The 22,925-nt window shown below is 62.1% G+C and carries 16 protein-coding genes; 12 read left to right on the top strand and 4 right to left on the bottom strand.

The genetic code is table 11. The features are described from left to right. Positions 1–4 precede the first annotated feature (4 nt). Both ABR948_RS05425 and msrB read left to right on the top strand, forming a co-directional pair. Positions 5–1,564 (top strand): NAD(P)/FAD-dependent oxidoreductase, encoded by a 1,560-nt coding sequence (locus ABR948_RS05425; RefSeq protein WP_428114423.1) that lies wholly within the window; start codon positions 5–7, stop codon positions 1,562–1,564. A 64-nt stretch (positions 1,565–1,628) separates the two neighbouring features. Beyond that, positions 1,629–2,129: a peptide-methionine (R)-S-oxide reductase MsrB gene (gene msrB / locus ABR948_RS05420; RefSeq protein ID WP_428114422.1), complete on the top strand. Its 501-nt coding sequence runs from the start codon at positions 1,629–1,631 to the stop codon at positions 2,127–2,129. Here the strand turns inward: msrB and ABR948_RS05415 are convergent. Next, positions 2,102–2,275, bottom strand: a complete 174-nt coding sequence (locus ABR948_RS05415; RefSeq protein ID WP_428114421.1) for a hypothetical protein — start codon at positions 2,273–2,275, stop codon at positions 2,102–2,104. The two genes, msrB and ABR948_RS05415, sit on opposite strands and share 28 nt — an antisense overlap. A 49-nt stretch (positions 2,276–2,324) precedes the next feature. Here ABR948_RS05415 and ABR948_RS05410 point away from each other — a divergent pair, with 49 nt between their 5' ends. The 5 genes from ABR948_RS05410 to ABR948_RS05390 all read left to right on the top strand — a co-directional run bounded on the left by ABR948_RS05410 (position 2,325) and on the right by ABR948_RS05390 (position 11,465). Continuing rightward, the gene (locus ABR948_RS05410) at positions 2,325–4,160 is read left to right on the top strand and encodes a flagellar hook-basal body complex protein (RefSeq protein WP_428114420.1); all 1,836 of its coding nucleotides are present in this window, start codon (positions 2,325–2,327) and stop codon (positions 4,158–4,160) included. A 46-nt stretch (positions 4,161–4,206) separates the two neighbouring features. Next, entirely contained in the window at positions 4,207–6,078 is a 1,872-nt protein-coding gene (gene flgK, locus ABR948_RS05405; protein ID WP_428114419.1) for a flagellar hook-associated protein FlgK, read from the top strand. 10 nt (positions 6,079–6,088) lie between these two features. Next, entirely contained in the window at positions 6,089–8,365 is a 2,277-nt protein-coding gene (locus ABR948_RS05400; protein ID WP_428114418.1) for a beta strand repeat-containing protein, read from the top strand. A 213-nt stretch (positions 8,366–8,578) separates the two neighbouring features. Beyond that, complete coding sequence (locus tag ABR948_RS05395; RefSeq protein ID WP_428114417.1) at positions 8,579–10,207, top strand: hypothetical protein; 1,629 nt, start codon at positions 8,579–8,581, stop codon at positions 10,205–10,207. 4 nt (positions 10,208–10,211) lie between these two features. Continuing rightward, positions 10,212–11,465 carry an ATP-grasp domain-containing protein gene (locus tag ABR948_RS05390; RefSeq protein WP_428114416.1) on the top strand — a complete coding sequence of 418 codons (1,254 nt, stop codon included), beginning with the start codon at positions 10,212–10,214 and terminating at the stop codon, positions 11,463–11,465. A gap of 4 nt (positions 11,466–11,469) precedes the next feature. Here ABR948_RS05390 and ABR948_RS05385 read toward each other — a convergent pair whose 3' ends face one another. Beyond that, the gene (locus tag ABR948_RS05385; RefSeq protein WP_428114451.1) at positions 11,470–12,837 is read right to left on the bottom strand and encodes a hypothetical protein; all 1,368 of its coding nucleotides are present in this window, start codon (positions 12,835–12,837) and stop codon (positions 11,470–11,472) included. 277 nt (positions 12,838–13,114) lie between these two features. Between ABR948_RS05385 and ABR948_RS05380 the strand changes: the two genes are divergently transcribed. After that, on the top strand, positions 13,115–14,851 hold the full coding sequence (locus ABR948_RS05380) for a CocE/NonD family hydrolase (protein WP_428114415.1): 1,737 nt from the start codon (positions 13,115–13,117) through the stop codon (positions 14,849–14,851). Positions 14,852–14,869: 18 nt separating this feature from the next. Here the strand turns inward: ABR948_RS05380 and ABR948_RS05375 are convergent, their stop codons facing one another. Beyond that, positions 14,870–16,477 (bottom strand): ABC transporter substrate-binding protein, encoded by a 1,608-nt coding sequence (locus ABR948_RS05375; RefSeq protein WP_428114414.1) that lies wholly within the window; start codon positions 16,475–16,477, stop codon positions 14,870–14,872. A 265-nt stretch (positions 16,478–16,742) separates the two neighbouring features. Here ABR948_RS05375 and ABR948_RS05370 point away from each other — a divergent pair, with 265 nt between their 5' ends. From ABR948_RS05370 to ABR948_RS05355, 4 genes are all read left to right on the top strand, one after another. After that, positions 16,743–18,326 carry a tetratricopeptide repeat protein gene (locus ABR948_RS05370; protein WP_428114413.1) on the top strand — a complete coding sequence of 528 codons (1,584 nt, stop codon included), beginning with the start codon at positions 16,743–16,745 and terminating at the stop codon, positions 18,324–18,326. Positions 18,327–18,438: 112 nt separating this feature from the next. Continuing rightward, complete coding sequence (locus ABR948_RS05365) at positions 18,439–19,230, top strand: hypothetical protein (RefSeq protein ID WP_428114412.1); 792 nt, start codon at positions 18,439–18,441, stop codon at positions 19,228–19,230. Positions 19,231–19,261: 31 nt separating this feature from the next. After that, positions 19,262–20,485 (top strand): ATP-grasp domain-containing protein, encoded by a 1,224-nt coding sequence (locus ABR948_RS05360; RefSeq protein ID WP_428114411.1) that lies wholly within the window; start codon positions 19,262–19,264, stop codon positions 20,483–20,485. Continuing rightward, positions 20,482–21,996 carry a pyridoxal phosphate-dependent decarboxylase family protein gene (locus ABR948_RS05355; RefSeq protein WP_428114410.1) on the top strand — a complete coding sequence of 505 codons (1,515 nt, stop codon included), beginning with the start codon at positions 20,482–20,484 and terminating at the stop codon, positions 21,994–21,996. The genes ABR948_RS05360 and ABR948_RS05355 overlap by 4 nt, the downstream gene beginning before the upstream one ends. On the opposite strand, the gene flbT is transcribed toward ABR948_RS05355, so the two are convergent. Further along, positions 21,993–22,424 carry a flagellar biosynthesis repressor FlbT gene (gene flbT / locus ABR948_RS05350; RefSeq protein WP_428114409.1) on the bottom strand — a complete coding sequence of 144 codons (432 nt, stop codon included), beginning with the start codon at positions 22,422–22,424 and terminating at the stop codon, positions 21,993–21,995. The genes ABR948_RS05355 and flbT overlap by 4 nt on opposite strands. Between the last annotated feature and the right edge of the window lie 501 nt (positions 22,425–22,925).

Genomic DNA, 22,925 nt, shown 5'->3' with positions numbered 1-22,925 from the left:
CAGCATGAACCAGACTTCCACAAGCACGACCGACGGCCCTGACAGCGGGACGATGCGCGAACGTGCGCGGCTTTCGTTCGATTTGGATGCCGACATTTGCGTCGTCGGCGCCGGGCTCGCCGGCCTCACGGTGGCACTGGAGGCGGCGCGTCTCGGTGCCAGTGTTGCGGTTCTCGAAGGCCGGCACGTCGGCTGGAACGCATCCGGCCATCAGCTCGGCACTGTCATGCCGGGTTTCGGTTTGCCGATCGCAGACCTGATCGCGCGGATCGGCTTCGAGGACGCCCGCGAACTCTGGGCGTTGTCGAAGCAGGGCGCCGAGTCGATTCGGGCCAATGCGTCGGAACAATTGATGCCGGGCATCGCGCTCAGCGAGGGCGCGCTTGAAGTCTCCAATGTCGATGCCGGCGATCAGCTGATCAGCCGGCTGCAGATGCTCGGTGAGGATTTCGAAACCGAAGTCGAAGGCTGGCAGGTCGATCGCGTCCGCGAGCATCTCAAGACCGATCGTTATTTTCACGGCGTGTATTATCCCAAGGCGTTTCAGGTCGACGGCCGCAAATATGTCCACGGTCTGGCGGCGCTGGCGCGGCGGGCGGGGGCGCGGATTTTCGAGGACACGCCGGTCGTCAGCATCGATTCCTCGGGCATTCGCAAGCGCATCGTAACGCCGTCAGCGCGGCTGCGCGCATCGCATATCGTGCTCGCCGGCAATATCCATCTCGGCGCGCCGTTGCGGCGGCTGTCGGAAACATTGCTGCCGGTCTGGCGCTACGCCGCGGTGACTGCGCCGCTCGGCGAGCGGCTGGCCGAGGCCATTACGTTTCAGGGATCGGTGACCGATACCGATGGCATCGATCAGTTCCGGATCGTGGATGGCGACCGCTTGATGTGGGCCAGTCCGGAGACCACCTGGGATGCGCGGCCGGAACGTTTTGCGCCGGCCATTGCGCGTCGAATCCGCACGATTTTTCCGGGACTCGGGCGGGTTGAGATTTCAGAGGTCTGGGGCGGCGCGGTCGGACACACCGTGCACGGCATGCCGCAGATCGGCCAGCTGCGTCGCGGTCTGTGGGTCACCAGCGGCTTCGGCCGCCAGGGCATGAACACATCGGCGATGGCCGGGCAGCTGATTGCGCGCAGTATTCTGTGGGGCGACGAACGCTGGCGGCTGTTTTCGCCGTTCGAACTGGTCTGGGCCGGGGGGACGACCGGACGGGTCGCCGGACACATGATCGGGATCTGGGGGCGGGGAAGCTCCGCCGCGGCCGGCGCGTTGGCGCGCTACCGCGAGAGGGCGCGGGCCAAGGAGCGCATCCGCGATGCGCGTCTGGCCGAGGCCAACCGGCAGGCCGGAACCCGCCCGCCACGGCCGGGCCGGCCGCGTCCCGAACGTCCAAGGCCTGAACTTCCAAGGCCTGCCGCGGCAGCAAATTCCGCGGCAGGAACCCCTGGTCCAGGAAACTCTGGCGCAGGAACCATTGGCGCAGGAACCATTGTCGAAAGCGAAGCCGGGGCGGGGCACTCGCAGGAAAGTGAGAAATTTCCGCCGGGATCGGTGTAACTTCCGTCGTCGCGCCCCGTATTTGAGAGCGAACAATTCGTTTTCGCTTTGCACGGAGACCATCATGATCGACCGCCGTATCCTGCTCGCGTCTGCCGCTGGTTTACTGGGCTTTGCCGCCTTGCGCTGGTTGCGAGGTTCCCCGGCCATTGCCGCGGAGAAATTCGAGGTCGAAAAGACCGATGCGGAATGGCGGGCGCAGCTGACGCCGCAGCAATATGACATCCTGCGCAAGGAGGGCACCGAACGGCCGTGGACCAGCCCGCTGCTGAAGGAGCATCGCAAGGGCATCTTCGCCTGCGCCGGCTGCGATCTGCCGCTGTTCTCCTCGGAGACGAAATTCGAGAGCGGTACCGGCTGGCCGAGCTTTTATCAGCCGCTCGAAAACGCCGTCGGCAAGACCGAAGACCGCACCTTCGGGATGCTGCGGACCGAAATTCACTGCCGCCGCTGTGGCGGTCATCTCGGCCACGTTTTCGACGATGGGCCGAAGCCGACCGGGCTGCGCTACTGCATGGACGGCTTCGCCCTGTTGTTTCATCCGGCCACGCCGACGGCGAGCTGAACAGGACCGGCTTCGCCCGGCAATTGTTGCCCGCCCGGCAATTGTGCCCCGGTCTTTGGACCGGGGCATTTTAATTTAAGCCGTTGAATCAAATACATTTTCGTATTTGGCACGGCGATTGCGATGTCTCGCTCGATGATGGTCACGGCCTGGCAATGCCGGCGGGCCGTCCGGATCGAATGTGGAGACAACGTTATGGGTATCTTCGACGCGCTCACGACTGCGGTTAGCGGTTTGCAGGCTCAATCCTTCGCCCTGCAGAACATTTCCGGCAACATCGCGAATGCCTCCACCATCGGTTACAAAGGCATCGATACCACTTTCGAGGATCTCGTTGCCGATGCAACGACGCCGAGCGCGCAAGCCGCAGGAGGCGTCACGGCCTATTCGCAACAGACGCTGACGACGGCAGGTACCGTCACCGCATCGACCGTCGCGACCAATATGGCGATCAATGGCGACGGCTTCTTCTCGGTGCAGGCCCCGACCAGCACGGTGGACAATCAGCCGGTCTTTAGCGGCATCACCGACTATACCCGCGCCGGTGATTTCCAGGTCAATGCCAACGGCTATCTCGTCAACGGCGCCGGCTACTATCTGATGGGAACCACGGTCGATCCCAAGACCGGAAACCCGACCGGCAGCGTTCCGACGGTGTTGAATTTTTCCGACAACTTCGTTCCGGCGCAGGCCACCACGGCCGTGCAGTACGCCGCCAACCTTCCGACCGTGCCGGTCACGACGGCAAGCCCCACCGCCACCGCTAAAACGATCACCGCGGCCGGCGGCCTTAACGCCACCGATTTCGGTACCAATAACCCGGTGGTGGCGGGCACACCCGCGGTGCCTTACGTCAGCAGCTCCGTGACCGGTGCCGTTACGACGGACTCGAGTGGAACTGCGATCACCGGCGCCACGGCACTGTCAGGGACCGGTGCGAGCGTGCTGTCCTCGCAATTTACCGCAAGTGACACGATCACCGTCAACGGCCACACGATCACCTTCAACGCGGCCGGCGGCCCTGCCACGAGCTACTCGACCACCGGTGCCAACATCAATCTCGGCACCGGCACGGTCGCGAACATCCTCACTGCGATCGATACGATTACCGGCAATACCGGTACGGCGTCGAGCGTCACCGGCGGCGCGATCACGCTGAATACGGGTACCGCAAACGATCTTACTGTCTCCAGTAACGCAGCCGGATACGTAGCGCTTGGACTGCCCAGTCCCGAGACGGCGACGCGAACCGGAGGCGGTTCGACCGGTACCGGAATCGTGATCGGCAACGACGTCACCACGTTTGACAATGAAAGCATCAGCGGCGGCGCGGTCACGGTCTACAATTCGGCGGGAACGCCGGTCAACGTCCAGCTGCGATGGGCCATGACCGACAGCGCCAGTCTGGGCGCCGGGCATACCAACACCTGGAATCTGTTCTATCAGACCGACTCGACTGCTACCGGCACCACGGCCGCCTGGGTCAATGCCGGCACCAATTTTGTGTTCAATTCCAACGGCGATCTGACGAGCCCGTCGGGTTCGGGCATCACCATCCCGAATATGCAGGTGAACGGTCAACAGCTTGGGTCGCTCCAGTTCAACATGAGCAGCGGTGCCCTGACGCAATTTGCCTCTACCGGCGGCACCGCCACCATCGGCACCATCACGCAGAACGGCTATGCGGCCGGTCAGCTTCAGTCGGTGGCCATCAACGACAACGGCCTCGTGGTCGGCACGTTCTCCAACGGCCAGAATATCGATCTGGCTGCGGTTACGCTGTCGCACTTCAACGGCACCAATTACCTGCAGGCCCTCAGCGGCGAAGCCTATGCCGTGACGGAACAGTCCGGGCCGGCCATCACCGGCGCGTCAGGCACGATCAGTGGTTCGGCGCTCGAAGGATCGAATACCGACATCGCCGACGAATTCACCAAGCTGATCGTGACCCAGCAGGCCTATTCGGCAAATACCAAGGTAATCACCACGGCCAACGACATGGTGCAGGATTTGCTGAACGTGCTGCGCTGATCGGCGCTGGCACCCGGCATGACGTAATTCAAGGCGGGCAATAAAGATGGGTTTGAGTTCAGCCCTTGCCACTGCGATGTCCGGTCTGACCGCCAACCAGGCGGCGCTGTCGATTACGTCGTCGAACATCGCCAACGCCCAGACCGCGGGCTACATCACCGAGAGCGCCAACCAGTCCGCACTGGCCAGTGGTGGCTACGACACGGGCGTTCAGACCACCGGCGTCAACCGCGCACTCGACACCTTTGTCCAGAACCAGTTGTGGACCGAGACCGGCGGCAGTGGCTATGCCGACCAGACGTCGAATATTCTGGGCCAGCTGCAGAGTGTCTACGGGACGCCCGGCAGCACCGGTACGCTTGAAACCGCGTACGACAACTTTACCACCGCGATTCAGGCGCTATCGACGAGCTCGGGCGGACAGACCACCCAGGTCACGGCATTGGCGGCGGCGCAAGCGCTGGCGCAGCAACTCAATTCAACCACGCAGGGCATCCAGTCGCTGCGCACCAACGTGGAGCAGGATCTCGGCTCGTCCGTGGGCGAGGCCAACACGGATATGAACCAGATCGCGTCGCTCAACACGCAGTTGCAGGGTTTAAGTCCGACCGATCCGGCCGCGGCGTCGCTGGAGGATCAGCGCGACAACGCGATCACCGACCTGTCAAGTTTGATGGATGTCCGGGTCTCAACGTCCGGCAACAATCAGGTCAGCCTCTTCACGAACTCCGGTATTCAGCTTGTCGGCGGCAGCCAGGCGTCCCAGTTCACCTTCACGTCGCCCGGCACGCTGAACGCGAACTCGCTGTACAACACCGACCCGACCAAATCCGGCGTGGGATCGCTGACGATCACGCTGCCGAATGGCGCCGGCATGGATGTGGTGGCCAACAACGTGATCTCTTCGGGAAAGATCGCCGCCGACCTGACATTGCGCGACACGACTCTGGTGCAGGCCCAGTCCCAGGTCGATCAGATGGCGGCTACGCTCTCCAGCTCGCTGTCCGATCAGACCACGGCTGGCACGGCGGTCACTTCGGGATCGCAGAACGGCTTTACGCTCAATACGGCGAACATGGTGCCGGGCAACACCATCAATCTCACCGTCACCAACAATACCACCAATACCCAGCAGAATTTCTCGATCGTGAGCGTGAGCGATCCATCCGCGCTGCCGCTGGCGAACGCGACCAACGCCAATCCGAAGCTGATCGGAATCAATTTCTCCGGCGGCATGGCGTCGGTTGTTACACAACTGAACGCGGCGCTCGGCGCCGGCAACCTGATATTTTCCAATCCTTCCGGTTCGACGCTGCAGGTGCTCAATAACGGTTCGGGGGGCACGACCGTCAATTCAGCGTCCGTCACCACCACGGTGTCGTCGTTGACCAGCGGCAGCCCTCAATTGCCGTTGTTCACGGACGCCGGGTCGGTTTACACCGGCGCGATCACCGGCGCCGGCTCGGAAATGACCGGCCTTGCCGGGCGCATCACCGTCAATCAGGCGCTGCTTAATAGCCCGTCGAATCTCACGGTCTACAGCACGTCGCCGGCCACGCCGTCCGGCGACACCACGCGCTCGGACTTCATCTATTCGCAACTGACGTCGGCCACTTTTACCTACTCGCCGTCAACCGGACTGGGTTCAAACCCGACGCCGCTCACGGGCACGATCCCGAGCTACATGCAGCAGTTCCTCAGCCTGCAGGCCAATGCGGCGACGTCGGCGACGCAATTGCAGCAAGGCCAGGACGTCGTGGTCAGCACGTTGCAGCAGAAGTTCAATTCCACCTCCAGCGTCAGCATCGACACCGAGATGTCGAACCTGATCGCGCTGCAGAATTCCTATGCGGCCAATGCTCACGTGATGTCGGTCGTGCAAAGCATGATGAATACCCTGCTCCAGGCTCAACTGTAAGGCGATCCAGATGTCAATCAGTAGTGTAGGATTTGGTAGCTCGCTGTTCACGCAGGCGGTGCAGAACCTCAACACCCAGCTCAACACCCTGTCGACGCAACTCGCCACCGGAGAGAAATCGACCACCTATTCCGGCATGGGTACCGGGGAGGATTTCGCTATCGCGGCGCGATCGCAGCTCGCGCAGATTTCCGCGTTCACCGACACCATCACCAACGTCAACACCACCATCGACGCGGCCAACACCGCGCTGACGTCGCTGACCCAGATCACCGGGCAGGTGCAGAGCGACGCCGCCAGCACGCCGCAGGCGCTCAACAGCACCGGACAAACCATCGCGCAGCAGAACGCGCAGACCGAGCTGTCGTCGATCGTGGGCATTCTCAATACCCAGGTCGGCAACAATTTCATCTTTTCCGGCAGTGCCGACAACACGCCCTCGGTCGCCTCGGTCGACACCATTATGAACGGCAGCGGCACTGAGGCCGGGTTGAAGCAGGTGATATCGGAGCGGGCGCAGGCGGACGGCACCACCGGCCTTGGCCGTCTGCTGATTACGCCGCCGGCCACGACGCCCTCGACGTCGGTTTCGGTCTCCGAAGACGTCGCCGGTTCGCCGTTCGGCCTCAAACTGAATTCGGTATCGTCGTCGTTGACCGGCGCGACCGTGACCGGTCCGTCCGGTTCGCCGGCCAGCGTTTCGGTCAGCCTGGGCGCCACCAATCCCAATCCGGGCGACCAGCTGAGCCTCACCTTCAATCTGCCTGACGGTACCACCGCCTCGGTTTCGTTGACGGCGTCGAGCGCATCGCCGCCGCCCGCCGGCAGCTTCACCATCGGCGCGACCCCGACCGCGACCGCCGCCAACCTGAACACGGCGCTGAACACCGCGATCGGCACGCTGGCCAATACCACGCTGGTGGCCGCCTCCGCGGTTGCCGCCGGCAATGATTTCTTCGATCCGACCGCAACCGTGTCCGGCACCGTCGCCGCCAGCGCGGCTCCCGTACCCGTCACGGGCACGACGCTGTTATCCGGCGCCTCCGGTACCAACTCGGTATCCCCCAGTTTCGCGGCCGGCGACACCATCACCGTCAACGGCACGCCGATCACCTTTGTCGCGTCCGGCGCCACCGGCAATCAGGTCAACGTGACCGACAGCGTCAGCACGTTGCTGTCCAAAATTGACGCGATCACGGGCACTGCGACTCCGTCGACCGTCAGCGGCGGCGGCGTGGTCACGCTGAACGACAGTGTCGGGAGCATGACGGTCTCGAGTTCGCCCGCCGGCGCCCTCGCGGCGCTCGGCTTCAGCGGCACCGTTACGGGCACAACCGCCTCCGGAACCGCGGTTAAGACCGCGCCGGAAGTGATCTCCGCTGCCACGGCCTTGTCCGGTACCTCGGGCTCGGATTCGCTGACCAGCGGTTTCGCATCAGGTGACACGCTCACCGTCGACGGCAAGACGATCCAGTTCTATACGCCCCCCGCAACTGCCGGCAGCGCCGCCAATACCTCCTACGTCAACCTCGCAAACGCAAACGTTGGCGATCTCCTGTCCACGATCGACTCCATTACCGGCACCGCGACGCCGTCGACCGTCAGCAATGGCGCGGTGACGCTGAACTCCGACAGCCCCGCGGGCCTGAACATCACGGCTTCGAGCCCGACCGCGATCGCCGCGCTGGCGGCGCTCGGTTTCAGTTCCTCCACCATCACGGCGGTCCAGCCGCCGCTGCGGGTCTCGGGCTCGCCGTTGAGTTCGGCGACATCGCTGGTCAATGGCTCGGCCGACACGGTGGCCTGGTACACCGGCAATTCCGGGCCGCTGAGTTCGGCGCGTGCGTCGGAGACGGCCCGGGTCGATTCGGGGATATCCGTTCAATACGGCACGCAGGCCAATGAACAGGCCATTCGCCAGCAGCTCCAGGGCGTCGCGGTATTCGCCGCCGTCACGGTCTCGCCGACGGCGACCAATTCGGCCGCGGCGGTCGCGGCGCTGAGCTCGCGCACCGCGACCAACCTGACAGCCCAGCCCGGCCAGCAGACCATTTCGGATATTCAAACCGATTATGCCGCCGCGCAAACCATCATGCAGGGAGCCACTGCCCGGCAAACCCAGAGCACGACCCAGTTGCAGAATATCGTCGACAACACCGAGACCGTTTCGACGGAGGAGGTCTCGAGCCAGATCCTGGCGCTGCAGAACACCCTGTCGGCGTCCTACGAGGTCACCTCGATGCTCGCCCAGCTCACGCTGACCAAGTACCTTCCGGCCGGTGGGTAAGCCGCGGTCACTGCCGTGGCAGGCAATGCCGGCAGGGCGCGAGGCCCGACAGGAGGCCCGATATAAAGCTTTCGTTAACCATAGCTGTTTACTTTTCGGAAAGCAGGCTGACGCCGCGTTGGCTGCCCTTGAAGCCTTTTTGTCGCCACCGGCCACGCACGGCGGTATTGGCGTGGGGTCCTAGCAATGCTTGACCGTGGTGTTCGATTGCAAATGGCCGAACAAGTGGCCGAGAAGGCGATCTGGCGGGATCAATCCCGCTCCGCTTCCACCATGGCCGAGTTGTTCGCGCCGCTGGACCGTCTGCTCAGCGGCGGCGGCGATCCGCGACTGACCATCAACCCCGCGAGCGGGGTCAATGAATATGGCTGCCAGCCGTTTCCTTGCCCGGATACGCTGAGCTTTTCCTCCAGTACGGCGACATCGATTTCGCCGCGCGCTTACGATCGCGCGCGCGAGGCGCGGGATTCGATGATGCAGTCCGCCATTGCCGTCGGCATCGACGCGGCGTTCGATGCCCGCGTTGAGGCCATGCGCGACGAATTGAAGACCTGTCTCGGACTGTCCCGGACCCAGGCCGACGTCGTGTTTTCTCCGTCGGGCACCGACGCGCAGCTGCAGGCGCTGTTCCTGACGCGGGCGCGGCTCGGCGACCCTTTGACGACGATCATCGTGGCCGCCGATCAAACCGGCAGCGGAACCGTCAATACCGCGCGCGGAAATCATTTCAGCGCGGCGACGGCGAGCGGCAGCCCGGTTCGAAAAGGCGAGCCGATTGCCGGACTGGCGCATCGCGTCGACAGCATCGCGCTCAGGCTGTTCGATGAAGCTGGCGACAGCCGCCCACAGGCCGCCAGCGATGCCATGGTTCTCGACGCGGTCGAAAGCGCCATCGCCAATGGAAGCCATGTGCTGCTGCAGGTCATGGACTCCTCGAAGTTCGGATGGCGGGCCCCGAGCGAGCAATGCCTCGACGAGATCTCGATGCGCTGGCCGGATCAGGTCCAGGTCGTTGTCGACGCCTGCCAGATGCGTCTTGGCCGCACGCGGCTGCGAAAATATCTCGATCGCGGATATCTGGTGATCGTTACGGGCTCCAAGTTCTTCACCGGCCCGCCCTTCAGCGGTGCGCTATTGGTACCCTCGGCGCTGGCGCCGGACTTCGATGCGGCCGCGGAAATCGCACCCGGACTTCTTGAATACACCAGCCGCAGCGACTGGCCGAAAAACTGGCCGGGCTTGCGGTCGCGTTTCCCGATCCGGGCCAATCTCGGCCAATGGCTGCGCTGGGAAGCGGCGCTCGAGGAAATCAGGGCCTATTACGCCGTGCCCGACGAATTTCGCCTGAAAGCGCTGATGACCTTCGGCGAGGGCGTGGAGTGGATGATCGCATCCTCGCCATCGCTTCGGCTGTTGCCGCCGCAGCAACGGCCCGACGGCGAAGGCGCTGACGACGACGAGCTTTCCCAGCGAACGATCTTTCCATTCGTGATCAGGCATGGTGACCGCGTGTTATCGCTGGAACAATGCAAGAAGCTATATCGCGCGCTGGCGCGGGATGCGGCGGATATGGTGTCCGCCGACGCGGCGGTGGTCGCGGCCAAACCCTGCCTGATCGGCCAGCCCGTTGCGCTGGGGTGCGGCGAGGGACAGCCCGTCGCGGCGCTTCGCATCTGTGCCGGCGCGCGCCTTGTCACCGAGGCGTGGTCAACAGACCCTGACACCGCGCGCGCCAATTTGCAGCGCGAACTCGGCCAGGTCGGCGCCGTTGTCGCCAAGATCGAGTGGTTGCTGGCGCATATTGACAGTCCTGAGTTGGCGGAGGTTTGCCATGGAGTTTAAGAACATGGAGTTTAAGAACGCAGAGCCGGCCGGTCTTGCGCGCTATCCGAGCGCCGAGCGAATTGGACTAGCCAGGCTGACGACGATGGCGTTTGACGGTACCGATCTGCGTCCGTTGCGCGATCAACTGATCTCCAAGGTCGTCGCCGGGACCGCCGGAGCAGGCGAGGGGCTCGATCTGTCGCTGATCACGCAGCTGTTGGGCGACAAGCAGGCGGGAATTGCCATTCAGGCGGAAGTGCTCGCCTTTCATCAGCTCTACCGCTCGCCATGTTCGCTGGAAAAGCCGAAACTGCGCGTGCTTGCACTGGCGGCCGCGATCGACATGGGCGGCAATACGCCGATCGAGTTCCTGCTGGAAGGCTCCGGGATCGAACTGCAGACGTTGTATGTGGTCGCCGGCGTGGAATTGCCGGCGCCGCTGCCCGACCATGACGTCGCGATCGTGATCGCGTCCGATTCGGAGGAATGCCGGGAGGCGCTGCGCAAGATCGACCGCGCGACATCGCGCTGGCCGCGTCCGCTGCTGAATCCGCCGCAGCTGGTTCGCAATCTCGGTCGCGACAAGCTGCATGGTTTGCTGTGCGACATCCGGGGATTGGATATTCCGGCAACGGCCTGTATCACGCGCGCGCAATTGTCCGAGCTGGCAGGGTCGAATGCCGGCCTCGCGGATTTCGCGGCGGAACTGCGGTTTCCGATGATCGTCCGGCCGCGCGGCTCGCATGCCGGCGTCGGGCTCGCCAAAATCGACAACAGCGCCATGATCGAGCGATATCTCGCCGATCGCCCGGAGCAGGAGTTCTTCGTCTCCCGCTTCGTCGATTATGCCGGTGATGACGGCCTGTTTCGCAAATACCGGATCGTTTTCGTCGACGGCCGGCCCTATGCCTGCCACATGGCGGTCGCCGACCGCTGGGATATCTGGTATCTCAATGCGGGCATGGCACTGAGCGAGAGCAAGCGTCTCGAAGAAGAACGTTTCATGCGCAGCTTCGACAGCGATTTCGCGCTGCGCCATCAAAGCGCGCTCGCCGCCATGGCCGATCGGATCGGCCTCGACTATTTCACGGTCGATTGCGCGGAAAACAAGAATGGCGAATTGCTGATCTTCGAGGCCGACAACACCGCCGTGGTCCACAACATGGATTCACCCGAAGTGTATCCCTACAAGGCTCCGCAGATGCGCAGGATTTTCGAAGCCTTCGCCGCGATGCTGTACCGCCGCTCCCGGCACGGCCAGGAGCACGCGGCGTAACGTGCTACTTCCAATCCAGCAGCGGGGTTCCGAATGCCCTTTTCCAGACAGTCAGGAAACGGGGAAACCAGGAGTGAGCAACGGCTCCCCGATAGGCCCATGTACAATATTTGAGGCCTTTATCCGTTAGAAGCTCCTGATATCCGCCATGCAATTCGGTTGCGGCACGAATGTCGCTCAAAATATCCCGAGCGCAGGACCCGTATGTATCGGTTCCTGAAAATTCGTCGCAATCCAGCATGCGGTCCGCGAATTCGACATTAAACGTCGGCCAGGAAGAGCGCCCCTGGTAGGATGGGGACGCGATCTTGTGGATCATCTTTCTGCGCGGATTATTCGCGGAAACCAGGAAGTGAAACGTATTTGGCACGCGAAACCGCGGTTCCGCGATGATCAGATCAGTCGTGGCTGCGAACAACGCGCGCTCGCTCTCGTCTTTCAAATCCCAAAATCCCCGCTGCACATTGACGAAGTCCAGGGCGATGGAAGACGCAGGCGGTTCGTTATCGCAATCCAGGGAATGACTGATATAGCCATGCTTGCCGAACAAGCGCAGAAGTTGCGCTTTATATCGTGATAGTCCGCGTCCGAGCAGTTGCTCAAGCTCGCTGATGCCGATGACCCCGAGTTTTATGGCGCGAAGAAAAGTCGTGTAGACGCATGCATTGGTGACGAAACGCCTACGTTCGGCGCGGGTATCTGTCGCCGCGGAGCGAGGTGCGGCTGCATCACAAAGTAAATAGCTGGTTCCGTTATCATCGAACGGCTCCAGGGATCTTGCGAGTTCGATGATCGCTTTTTTCAGATCCTCGCGATACTCGATCAACAACAGGCGGCCCGCATGGGCGCCTTGTGACAATCCCAGATACGACGCTGACGCTCTTTGGTCGGCGCATATGATTTGCTCCAGACCTGCGAGGGTGCCCAACAGCGTATCTGAAGGTCGCGAAAAGTAGTTGACACCAATATACCGATTGCGTCCCGCCGGGATAATAGTGGTTGTGACAACACCGGCGCGAACGGCCTCCAGCATAAGCCGGACGCTTGTTTCGAGCAGACGAACCCTGCGAATTGCATCCTCGGAATCCATGATGGTGTCGGGATCGAGAACGTCGGGATAGAACCAGGCAAAGTCGCGCGGATAATATGCCGATGCGTGCGGCGCTCCTGTGACAAGAAAAGATTCCGTCGCGGAAAATGCGCTGTTCATCGAGTCCGTGTACAGTTCATCGATTTCTGAAGATGAACGATGCGTCTTTCTCAGGAATCGATCACCGAGAAAATTTGCCGCCTGAATCCCGTTGGCAACACAGGTGGCAACCAGACCCCGGTAAAATCGGTACTCGCCAGTTAACGAAACAGGGCTCTTCATATCCATGGATGAACAATGTCCTACAGCATCGGGTATCGCTTTTGGGTACCCTAAACATCGTTGATTCGTCTCTGTCAAATGACTTCGATGCCTTCTCCTGTACGTTTGAGACATGCCGCCACGCTCTGAAGATGCTGCTTGTCCAGCGCAAAATACACGCAAGGCGGGCGGTCTCGACCAATAGATTGTTGCTGGGATGTGGTAGCAATTCTCCGTTCGATCAACCGAACATAAAATCAGGCAGTCGCTAACACGACGCAAAAGTGAGGGCAGGAACATGGCTGAGCCGCTGGCGCAGGACGGCATGCTGATCGAATGGGATGCCGAGATCGTCATGGACGACGGCGTGGTGTTGCGCGCGGATGTGTTCAGACCGAACACGGCGGGCAAATGGCCGGTGCTGCTGACCCACGGTCCCTACGCCAAAGGGCTCGCGTTCCAGCAGGGCTACCCCAGTGCCTGGCAGAACATGATCGCAAACCATCCGGATGTGGCCTACGGATCAACCAACAAGTATCAGAATTGGGAAGTGGTCGACCCCGAGAAATGGGTGCCGCACGGCTATGTCTGCGTGCGGGTGGATTCACGCGGGACCGGACGATCGCCCGGAGATGTCGATCATTTTTCGCCCCGCGAGACCCGCGACTTCTATCACTGCATCGAATGGGCCGGGGTGCAGAACTGGTCGAACGGCCATGTCGGCCTCAACGGCATCTCCTATTACGCCATCAACCAGTGGCAGGTGGCGTCGCTGCAGCCGCCGCATCTTAAAGCCATGTGCATCTGGGAAGGCGCCGCCGACTGGTATCGCGACATGACGCACCATGGCGGTATTCTCTCGACGTTCTGGGCCAACTGGTACGACATGCAGGTGAAGACCGTGCAGTTCGGCCTGGGTGAACGCGGGCCGCGCAGCCGCGTTACCGGCGCGCTGGTGTGCGGCGACGAAACCATGTCGGACCAGGAACTGGCGCGTCATCGCTCGAATTTCGGCGACGATATTCTCGCCCATCCGCTCGACGATGCATACCATCAAGCGCGTTCGCCGCACTGGGACAAAGTGACGGTGCCTTTTCTGTCGGCGGCCAACTGGGGAGGCCAGGGTTTACATACGCGCGGAAATTTCGAGGGGTTTGTCCGCGCCGCCTCCAGCGAGAAGTGGCTGGAGTGCCACGGCCTGGAGCATTGGACGCATTTCTACACCGATTATGGACGTGCGTTGCAGAAGCGCTTCTTCGACTTCTACCTCAAGGGCGAAGCCAATGATTGGGACCGGCAGCCGAAGGTCCAGCTGCAGGTCCGCCACATCGATGGTTTCGTCCAGCGGCACGAAACCGGCTGGCCGTTGCCCGCCACCGCCTGGACGAAATTCTATCTCGATCCCGGCAAGCAGACCCTTTCCCTGCAACCGCCCGCACAGGACGCGCAAATCAGCTTTGCCGCGATGGGCGACGGCCTGACTTTCATGTCGATGCCGCTGACCGAAGATACCGAGATCACGGGTCCGCTGGCGGCGGCGCTGCGCATTTCGTCCAGCACGCAGGACGCCGACATCTTCGTCGTGTTCCGGGTTTTCAGTCCGGACCTGCGCGAGGTGACGTTTGCGGGCGCGATTGATCCGCACACGCCGGTGGCGCAGGGATGGTTACGTGCTTCTCACCGCAAGCTCGACGAAACCCTGTCCCGACCGTATCGTCCCTACCACAGCCATGACGAGTTGCAGCGATTGCAGCCCGGCAGCCCGGTCGATCTCGCGATCGAGATATGGCCGACGTCGATCGTGGTCCCGAAAGGGTATCGCATCGCGCTGAGTGTTCGCGGCAAGGACTATGCGTGGCAGTCAACGACCGGTGCGAAACTCTCCAATTTCAAGAACGAGTTGCTGGGATGCGGACCATTCCTGCACGATGATCCGCGCGATCGGCCGCGCAGCCTGTTCGCGGGAACCACCACACTGCATATCGACCGGACGGGCTTTAGCCACGTGCTGGTTCCGATTGTCGCGAGCCGCTAGAACGGACCGTCATCTCATTCATTGCAGGCTGACCAGCGTCAGATCGACGAACCATGATTGCGGCGAGACGAACCCTTTGACCCTGGGGCTCATCGCCCGCGGATTGAGGTCGTGAACGATGTAAAGCCATGGCGGGTTGTCGACCAGCCGTTCATGCGCCTTGCGCAGCGCGCTGGTGATCACCGCCGGATCGGTTGTTTCCGCCAGCGTGGTGAGGGCGCTTTCGAATTCGTCATCCTTCCACTGCTCGAAATTGAAGCCGTTCGGCGAAAAAGTTGCCGACGAAAAATAGCGGGCCATGATGCCGACGTCGGACGAGGGCGAGCTGACGTTGAGCACCATGGCGCCCTTGAGGTTCGGACTGTCGGGGGTTGCGCGCGCCGCGGTCAGCAGCAATTGCCATTCGACCACGTCGAATTCGACATTGACGCCGCAAGCCTCTTTCAGGTTCTGCTGCAGGAATTCATTCATCGGCAATGGCAGCATCTGTCCGGAGCCGGAGTTTGAAATCATGGCTTTGAACGTCAGCGGCTTGTCGGGCGTGAAGCCGGCCTCCGCCAATAGCGCCTTGCCTTTGACGGGATCGAATTTGTAGTGATTGACCGGCGAACCAAAATTGGGATCGCTGGCCTTGAGCCAGCCTGCGGAGGGTTCGGCAGTGCCGTTGAGCAGGGTCACCAGACCCTCGCGGTCGATGCAGTAATTCAGCGCCTGGCGGACTTTCACGTCCTTGAAGGGGCTGCCTGACGCGCCGATGTTGTAGAACCACGGCCAGACATGCGGATAAGAACCGGTCGTGATGTTGAACCCGGCCGATTTCAGCGACGCGATGCCGTCCGGAGGCGGCACTTCGATCCAGTCCACCTGGCCTGAACGCAAGGCGGCCAGCCTCGCATTGGCCTCCGGGATCGGCATCAGCACCAAATGATCCACTTTGGCTTTCTTGGCCGGGTCCCAATATCCATCCCATCGATCGAGATCGACTTCCTGGCGCGGCACGACTTTCGTAATCCGAAACGGTCCGGTGCCGGCCGCGGGCAGGGTGGCGACTTTGGCCCAGTCGTGGCCGGCTTTTTCGAACGAAGCCGGCGACGTGAACAGGATATAGACCGCCATGAACGGAAAATAGGAAGCCGGTTTTGTCGTGCTGATCGCGACCGTATTATCGTCGATCTTACGGTAGGCGCTGAGCAAGGGCGCGCGCGCCCGCGTCATCGCGGAACTCGCAATCTCGTATTGCGGGCTGTCGCTCTTGAAGTAGCGGTCGAGATTCCAGATCACGGCGTCGGCGTTGAAATCGGTTCCGTCGTGGAATTTGACGCCGTGGCGCAGATGAAAGATCCAGATCTTGTTGTCGTCAGGTGCCTGCTCCCATTTTTCGGCAAGTCCCGGACGCAACCCCGCCAGATGATCCGTGCTCGCGAGTTCCCACAGCACCAGCCCTTCGAAGATCGGATAACCGAGAAAGCGCATGCCTTCGAAGCCGTTATTGGGAAGCCCCGTCGCGGTCGGAATATCGGATGCGGTCATGGCGATACGAAGCGTCGTATCGGCCCGAACGGGTTGTTGCGACAGCAGCAGCAGCGCGGCCAGGGCCGTGACCCCAAAAACCTGACGAAATCGCATTGAAACACCTATCTCACACAACTGTTATGCAGTTCGATGCAAGCTTTCGATGCAAGTTATGGACCAAGCGCCGGCTCGAACGGCGCGCATCCCGCGGGCACACCGGCGCGGCGCGTCAAAGCCGTGCCGCGCCAAGGGCGGCGGCCAACGGAAAATGATAGCCTGCCGGGCATCGGCTGATTCGAACGCGATCCCGCAAGTTCCGCCTGTTCCGGGCGTGGCTTGCTGCATTCGAGGCGGTCTGTCTTGCGGAGAGAAACGTCCGTTGTCGGCGAAGTGGAAAAAAGCCTCCGCGGCGATGCCGAACCTGTCGCGCCTGCAACGGCAGGCTTACAGTTCGTTTCAACAGGGCGATCTCGACAGAACCGAAAAATTGTGCGCCGGGATTCTGGAATACCGGCCCGACGATTTCGATGCGCTGCAGCTGCTGGGTGTTCTCAATCTCCAGCGCCGCCGCAATGTCGAGGCGCTTGGCTTTCTGTCGCAGGCGCTGCGGATCAATTCCGGCTCCGCGGATGCGATGTCAAATCTCGGGCTGGCGCTTCACGCCACCGGACGGTTTGAGGAAGCGGTCGTCAACTATCGCAGCGCGCTGCGGCTGGCGCCGGATCATCCGGAAATTCTCTACAATTTAGGCAATGCCTGTCTCGAACTGGGCCGCATCGACGAGGCACTGGCGAGCTTCGACGCCGTGCTGGCGAAAAATCCCGGCCACGTCGGCGCGCTGGTCAACCGGGGCAATACGCTGCTGCGGTTCAACCAGCCCGCCAAGGCCATCGCGAGTTACGACGCCGCGCTGGCGGCGATGCCCGGTCATCCGCAGATCCTGACCAATCGCGGTCATGCGCTTCGCCGCCTCGACCGTCCGTTTGAGGCGCTGGCCGACTTCGAAGCGGCGCTCGCGGCGGGACCTGAATTCGCCGAAGCGCATTTCGAGGCTGCGATGACGCGGCTTTGCCTCGGCGATTTCGAGGCCGGCTGGAAGGCGTATGAATGGCGCTGGCGCACCGGGGCGTTTGCCAGGCAGCGCCGGCAGCTTCAGGCGCCGCTATGGCTGGGAGACGCGCCGGTCGCCGGCAAGACCGTCCTGCTGCATGCCGAGCAGGGGTTCGGCGACACCATCCAGTTCATCCGCTATGCGCCGTTGCTGGCCGCACGCGGTGCGAAGGTGGTCTGCGAAGTTCAGCCGGAATTGCAACCTTTGCTGGCGCAGCTCCCGGACGTCACCGTCCTTGCCAGGGGGGAGCCGCTGCCGGCATTCGATCTGCAGTGTCCCTTGCTCAGTCTTCCCCTGGCGTTCGGAACGCAGCTTGAGACCATCCCCGCTTCCATTCCATACCTTGCGGCCTCGGCGGCGCGGCTGGCCGATTGGCAGGGTCGTTTGCCGCCAGGAAGGCCGCGGGTCGGATTTGTCTGGTCCGGGCAATCTTCGCACAAGAATGACGCCAACCGGTCGATTCCGCTCAAACGTCTGGCCGCGTTGTTCGAGGACCCGCCGGTGCGCTGCTTCAGTCTGCAGAACGAGCTGCGTGACGCCGATCGCGAAGTCTTGCGGGGCGTTCCTGATCTTGTCGACCTCGGCGGCGCGCTGCGCGATTTCGCCGATACCGCGGCCGTCATCGCGTTGCTCGATGTCGTCGTTTCGGTCGATACCGCGGTGGCGCATCTGGCCGGCGCGCTGGGCAGGCCGGTCGTGATTCTGCTGCCCTATGCGGCCGATTTCCGCTGGCTGAGGAGTAGCGACCACTCGCCCTGGTATCCGACGGCGAAGCTGTTCCGGCAGCCGGCCTTTAGCGACTGGGACAGCGTCATCGGCCGCCTGCGCGACGAACTGCGGCTATTGGGCTGATCCATCCTGGCCTGGCGGGGGCGACAGCCCCGGCGTTAGGATTTCGTTAACCACGTCTATTTACTGTTTGGTGAGGATTGGCGGACGACGCCTGCCGCTTTCGGAGCCATTCATGACCGAGCGAATTCACCTGGTGGTGGCCACGCCCTGCTTCGGCGGCCAGGTTTCCAGCATCTATGCCAGTTCCATCTTCCATTTGCAGAGCGCGGTGCGCTCCAAGTCCAACATGAAGCTCAAGATTGAGCTGCGCGACGGCGATGCGCTGATTACGCGCGCGCGGGCTAATTTGATGACGCTGTTTCTCGACGATCCCACGACGACCCACTTCCTGTTCATCGATGCCGATATCGGCTTTACACCCGACCAGGTGTTTCGGCTGATCGAATCCGGCGCCGACGTGGTGGCGGGCATCTATCCGATCAAGCGCGTCAACTGGGACAAGGCGAGGCGGGCGATCGAGAGCAAGCGGCCCGACGTGGCGTCGGCCGCGCTCGACTATGTGCTGGAAATCAACGATCCGGATCATGTCGCTGTCGTGAACGGCTTCACGCGGGTGCGCTACGCCGGCACCGGATTCCTGATGATCCGGCGCCACGCCTTCGAGAAGATGTGCGCGCATCCCGGCTATGCCCCGCTGCAATTCTTTCGCGAGCATTCGCTCGATGCGCTGGCGGGAAGTCCGAACCGGTTTGCACTGTTCGAATGCATGATCGATCCGAACAGCGGAACCTATCTCAGCGAGGATTTCGCATTCTGCAAACGCTGGACCGATATCGGCGGCGAAATCTGGGCTGACCTGCAGAGCCATCTCGATCACGTCGGGCCGTCGGTATTCCATGGCGATATCTCGTCGCAGTTTGCCGCCGCCGCACCGGCGTCCGCCGTGGTGACCGATGCGGCGTAAGAGCGAAGACGTCGCCGCGGAACGCATCGCCATGGCCCAGCTGCCTTGTGCGGACCGTATCGGCCTTGCCAGGCTCACTACCATGGCGGCGACCGGGACCGATCTTCGTCCGCTGTGGCATGATCTGATTGCCAGACTGATCGACGGCACCATCGAAGCCGGCGAGGGGTTAGATCTATCATTGATCGCGCAATTGCTGGGCGACAAGCCGGCCGGTCTCGCTATCCAGCACGAGATACTCAAGTCGCATCAATTGTTCCGTTCGCCGTGCTCGACGCCGCGGCCCCGGTTGCGGGTGCTTGCGCTCGCGGCGGCGACCGACATGGGCAGCAATACGCCGATCGAATTTCTGCTGGAGCAGTCCGGCATCGAGCTGATGACACTCTATGTCATTCCGGAAGTCGAATTGCCGGCGCCGCTTCCCGATCATGACATCGCCATCGTGATCGCGTCCGACTCCGAGGATTGCCGCGACGCGCTGCGCAAGATCGGTGATGTGGCCGGAAGCTGGCCGCGGCCGCTTCTCAATCCGCCGCATCTCGTCTGCAATCTCGATCGCGACAAGTTGCATGGTCTGCTGTCGGGGTTAGAGGGTCTCGAGATTCCGTCGACAATTGCCGTGACCCGCGCGCAATTATCCGATCTGTCGCGCTTCGCCGCGGCGCCGGCCGAGATCGCCATCGACCTTGCGTTTCCCGTGATCGTCAGGCCGCGCGGTTCGCATGCGGGCGCCGGCCTTGCGAAGATCGACGATCCTGCCGCGATCGCGCGCTACCTCGGCGAACGACAGGAGCAGGAATTCTTCATCTCGCGTTTTGTCGATTATGCCGGGGAAGACGGTTTGTTCCGCAAGTGCCGCATTGTCGTCGTCGATGGCAAACCTTACGCGTGTCACATGGCGATCGCCGACCGCTGGGACATCTGGTATCTCAACGCCGGAATGACGCTGAGCGCCAGCAAGCGCCTCGAGGAAGAAACTTTCATGCGAACATTCGACATCGGCTTCGCACGGCGGCACGCGACGGCGCTGGCCGGCATGGCCGATCGTATCGGTCTCGACTATTTCACGGTCGACTGCGCGGAAACCAAAGACGGATCGCTGCTGATATTCGAAGCTGACAATACCGCGATCGTGCACAACATGGATCCGCCCGACGTCTTTCCGTACAAGGCGCCTCAGATGCGCAAGGTGTTCGATGCGTTCGCGGCGCTGCTGGAGCGTCGCGCGCGGTATGCGAAGGAGCAGGCGGCATGAGCGTGGTGCTGCGCGAGGAGCCGCTGGTATCCGGCGTGAGCGAGACGCTCGATCCGCAAAACTGGGACGAAGTTCGGGCGCAGGGTCATCGCATGCTCGATGACATGATCGACTACGCCGCCAATATTCGCGAGCGTCCGGTATGGAGTCCGATACCGGATGAGGTTCGCGCGCGGTTTCGCGACAGTCTGCCGCGCAAGCCTTCCGGCCTTGGCGATGTCTACCAGGAATTCACCGATTGCATCGTCCCCTATGCGACCGGCAATGTTCATCCGGGCTTCATGGGATGGGTACATGGCGGCGGCACGGCGGTCGGCATGCTGGCGGAGATGCTGGCGGCCGGATTGAACGCCAATCTCGGCGGGCGCGATCACATTCCGGTCGAGGTCGAACGTCAGATCGTTGAATGGACGCGCGCGATGTTCGGCTTCCCGATCGAAGCCAGCGGAATTTTCGTCACCGGCACATCGATGGCGAACCTGATGGCGGTGCTGGTGGCGAGAACGGCGGCGCTCGGACAATTGGTTCGTCGGCACGGTATCGGCAATGAGGGCGCGCTGTTGACGGCGTATACGTCGACCGCCACGCACGGCTGCGTCGCCAAGGCGATGGATCTCGCCGGCTTTGGCCAGGATGCGTTGCGCTGCATCAAGGCCGATCGATTGCATCGCATCGATGTTGCCGCATTGCGCACCCAGATCGCGATCGATCGCGAAGCTGGTTTGAAACCATTTCTGGTGGTGGGTTCGGCCGGTACGGTGGATATCGGCGCCATCGATGATCTCGAGGCATTGAGCAAGCTGTGCCGCGAGGAAAATCTCTGGTTTCACGTCGACGGCGCTTACGGTGCGCTCGGGATTCTCTCGCCGGAACTGGCGCCGCGGCTGGCCGGACTCGAAACCGCGGATTCCATCGCGCTTGATTTTCACAAATGGGGGCAGGTGCCTTATGACGCCGGCTTCCTGATCGTTCGCGATGGCCGCAAGCATCGCGAGACCTTTGCCGCGCCGGCGGCGTATCTGCGCCGGGAAACCCGGGGCCTCGCCGCGGGCTCGCCATGGCCGTGCGATCTCGGACCAGATCTGTCGCGGGGGTTTCGGGCACTCAAGACATGGTTTACCTTGAAAACCTATGGCACCGAGAAGCTCGGAGCGATGATCGAGCGGACCTGTGCGCTGGCCCGATATCTGGAAGCCCGGATCCTGGCCGAGCCGCGGCTCGAACTGCTGGCGCCGGTTCAGCTCAACATCGTCTGCTTTCGCTATCGCGCCGATGACGCCAACCGGGTCAATGGCGATATCGTCGCCGATATTCAGGAATCCGGGATCGCGGCGCCATCGACCACGGTTCTGGACGGCCGGCTCGCGATCCGCGCGGCGATCGTCAATCACCGCACCGATAGATGTGATGTCGATGCGCTGGTCTCGGCGGTACTGGAATTCGGCGCCCAGCGCGCGCCGTCCGGCGACAGCCTGCCTGAAGTCGAGCCGTCGCCGCCGCTGGCGATTTAAGCCGCGCCGCGGCGCGCTTCCGCCTTGTCCCTGTTGCGGGCGGCGTTCTGATCCAGCAGCTTTTTCTCGTAGTCGATGAGTTTGCGGGCTGCCTTCAGCGCCTGATACATGTCGCCGCTCAGGATATTGGTGTTGATGCCCTCGATCATCGCCCACGTGCTCGGCGCGGTGGTGACGATATCGCGGATCAGATTGAAGTATGTGCTGTGATTGATCTGCGGCTCAGGCGAGATATACATCAACTGCACCGCGAGATAGACCAGCTTGGCCGGCGTGTCGGCGATCGCCGGCGTCATGATGTCTTTCTCGCGCAGAATCGGAATCTTGTCGCCGTCGATCAATAACCGGGCGCGCTGATCGGTGTTGGTGACCACGCAGGAACCGATGATGATCCGTTCGTGCGGCTTGAGCTCGACTTTTAGGGCCATGCCTGTTCTCCGTTGCCGCCTCTTGGGCGAGCCATCCATACAGCGAATTCGAACGAGTATCGGCTTTGGTCGCGCCGGCGACGCGCGGATGCTTTGCTGGCCGACGCAAGCGCGATCCTTTCCCAATGTAGTTAACACTTCGTGAATGACGGGCGCGGCAAGCAGATTGTGCAGTCGTATCAGCGCTTTTTGCAAATCACGCCGGGGCCCAAAGGACGATCGGCGTGATGCCAAATTGGCTGCCGCGCCGGAGCGGCAGTGCCGATTCATGCTTTGTTAGCAGCTTGCTCCCAACGTGGCCCGGTTGCCCGATCAAGAAGGTCGGGAGCACACTCGCACTCTTGTTTCACACCAGAAAGGTATGAAAATGTCAGGCATCGTTCTCTCGGCGTCAGTTCGCCAAAACCTCCTCTCCCTTCAGTCGACCGCGGCGCTGCTCGCGACCACCCAGAATGACCTCGCCACCGGCAACAAGGTCAACTCGGCGCTCGATAACCCGAC

This window comes from Bradyrhizobium sp., assembly GCF_050014615.1.
Taxonomy (GTDB): Bacteria; Pseudomonadota; Alphaproteobacteria; order Rhizobiales; family Xanthobacteraceae; genus Bradyrhizobium.
The sequence above is the reverse complement of the archived record's forward strand: the minus strand, read 5'-3'. Positions and strand labels throughout refer to the sequence as shown.

What these genes read in the sequence shown, in the direction of transcription:
- flbT (WP_428114409.1), bottom strand. Translation starts at nt 22,424, where the DNA reads ATGGCCCTAAAAGTCGAGCTCAAGCCGCACGAACGGATCATCATCGGT.
- ABR948_RS05365 (WP_428114412.1), top strand. Translation starts at nt 18,439, where the DNA reads ATGACCGAGCGAATTCACCTGGTGGTGGCCACGCCCTGCTTCGGCGGC.
- ABR948_RS05385 (WP_428114451.1), bottom strand. Translation starts at nt 12,837, where the DNA reads ATGAAGAGCCCTGTTTCGTTAACTGGCGAGTACCGATTTTACCGGGGT.
- ABR948_RS05380 (WP_428114415.1), top strand. Translation starts at nt 13,115, where the DNA reads ATGGCTGAGCCGCTGGCGCAGGACGGCATGCTGATCGAATGGGATGCC.
- ABR948_RS05425 (WP_428114423.1), top strand. Translation starts at nt 5, where the DNA reads ATGAACCAGACTTCCACAAGCACGACCGACGGCCCTGACAGCGGGACG.
- ABR948_RS05410 (WP_428114420.1), top strand. Translation starts at nt 2,325, where the DNA reads ATGGGTATCTTCGACGCGCTCACGACTGCGGTTAGCGGTTTGCAGGCT.
- ABR948_RS05390 (WP_428114416.1), top strand. Translation starts at nt 10,212, where the DNA reads ATGGAGTTTAAGAACGCAGAGCCGGCCGGTCTTGCGCGCTATCCGAGC.
- ABR948_RS05360 (WP_428114411.1), top strand. Translation starts at nt 19,262, where the DNA reads ATGGCCCAGCTGCCTTGTGCGGACCGTATCGGCCTTGCCAGGCTCACT.
- msrB (WP_428114422.1), top strand. Translation starts at nt 1,629, where the DNA reads ATGATCGACCGCCGTATCCTGCTCGCGTCTGCCGCTGGTTTACTGGGC.
- ABR948_RS05375 (WP_428114414.1), bottom strand. Translation starts at nt 16,477, where the DNA reads ATGCGATTTCGTCAGGTTTTTGGGGTCACGGCCCTGGCCGCGCTGCTG.
- ABR948_RS05395 (WP_428114417.1), top strand. Translation starts at nt 8,579, where the DNA reads ATGGCCGAACAAGTGGCCGAGAAGGCGATCTGGCGGGATCAATCCCGC.
- flgK (WP_428114419.1), top strand. Translation starts at nt 4,207, where the DNA reads ATGGGTTTGAGTTCAGCCCTTGCCACTGCGATGTCCGGTCTGACCGCC.
- ABR948_RS05400 (WP_428114418.1), top strand. Translation starts at nt 6,089, where the DNA reads ATGTCAATCAGTAGTGTAGGATTTGGTAGCTCGCTGTTCACGCAGGCG.
- ABR948_RS05355 (WP_428114410.1), top strand. Translation starts at nt 20,482, where the DNA reads ATGAGCGTGGTGCTGCGCGAGGAGCCGCTGGTATCCGGCGTGAGCGAG.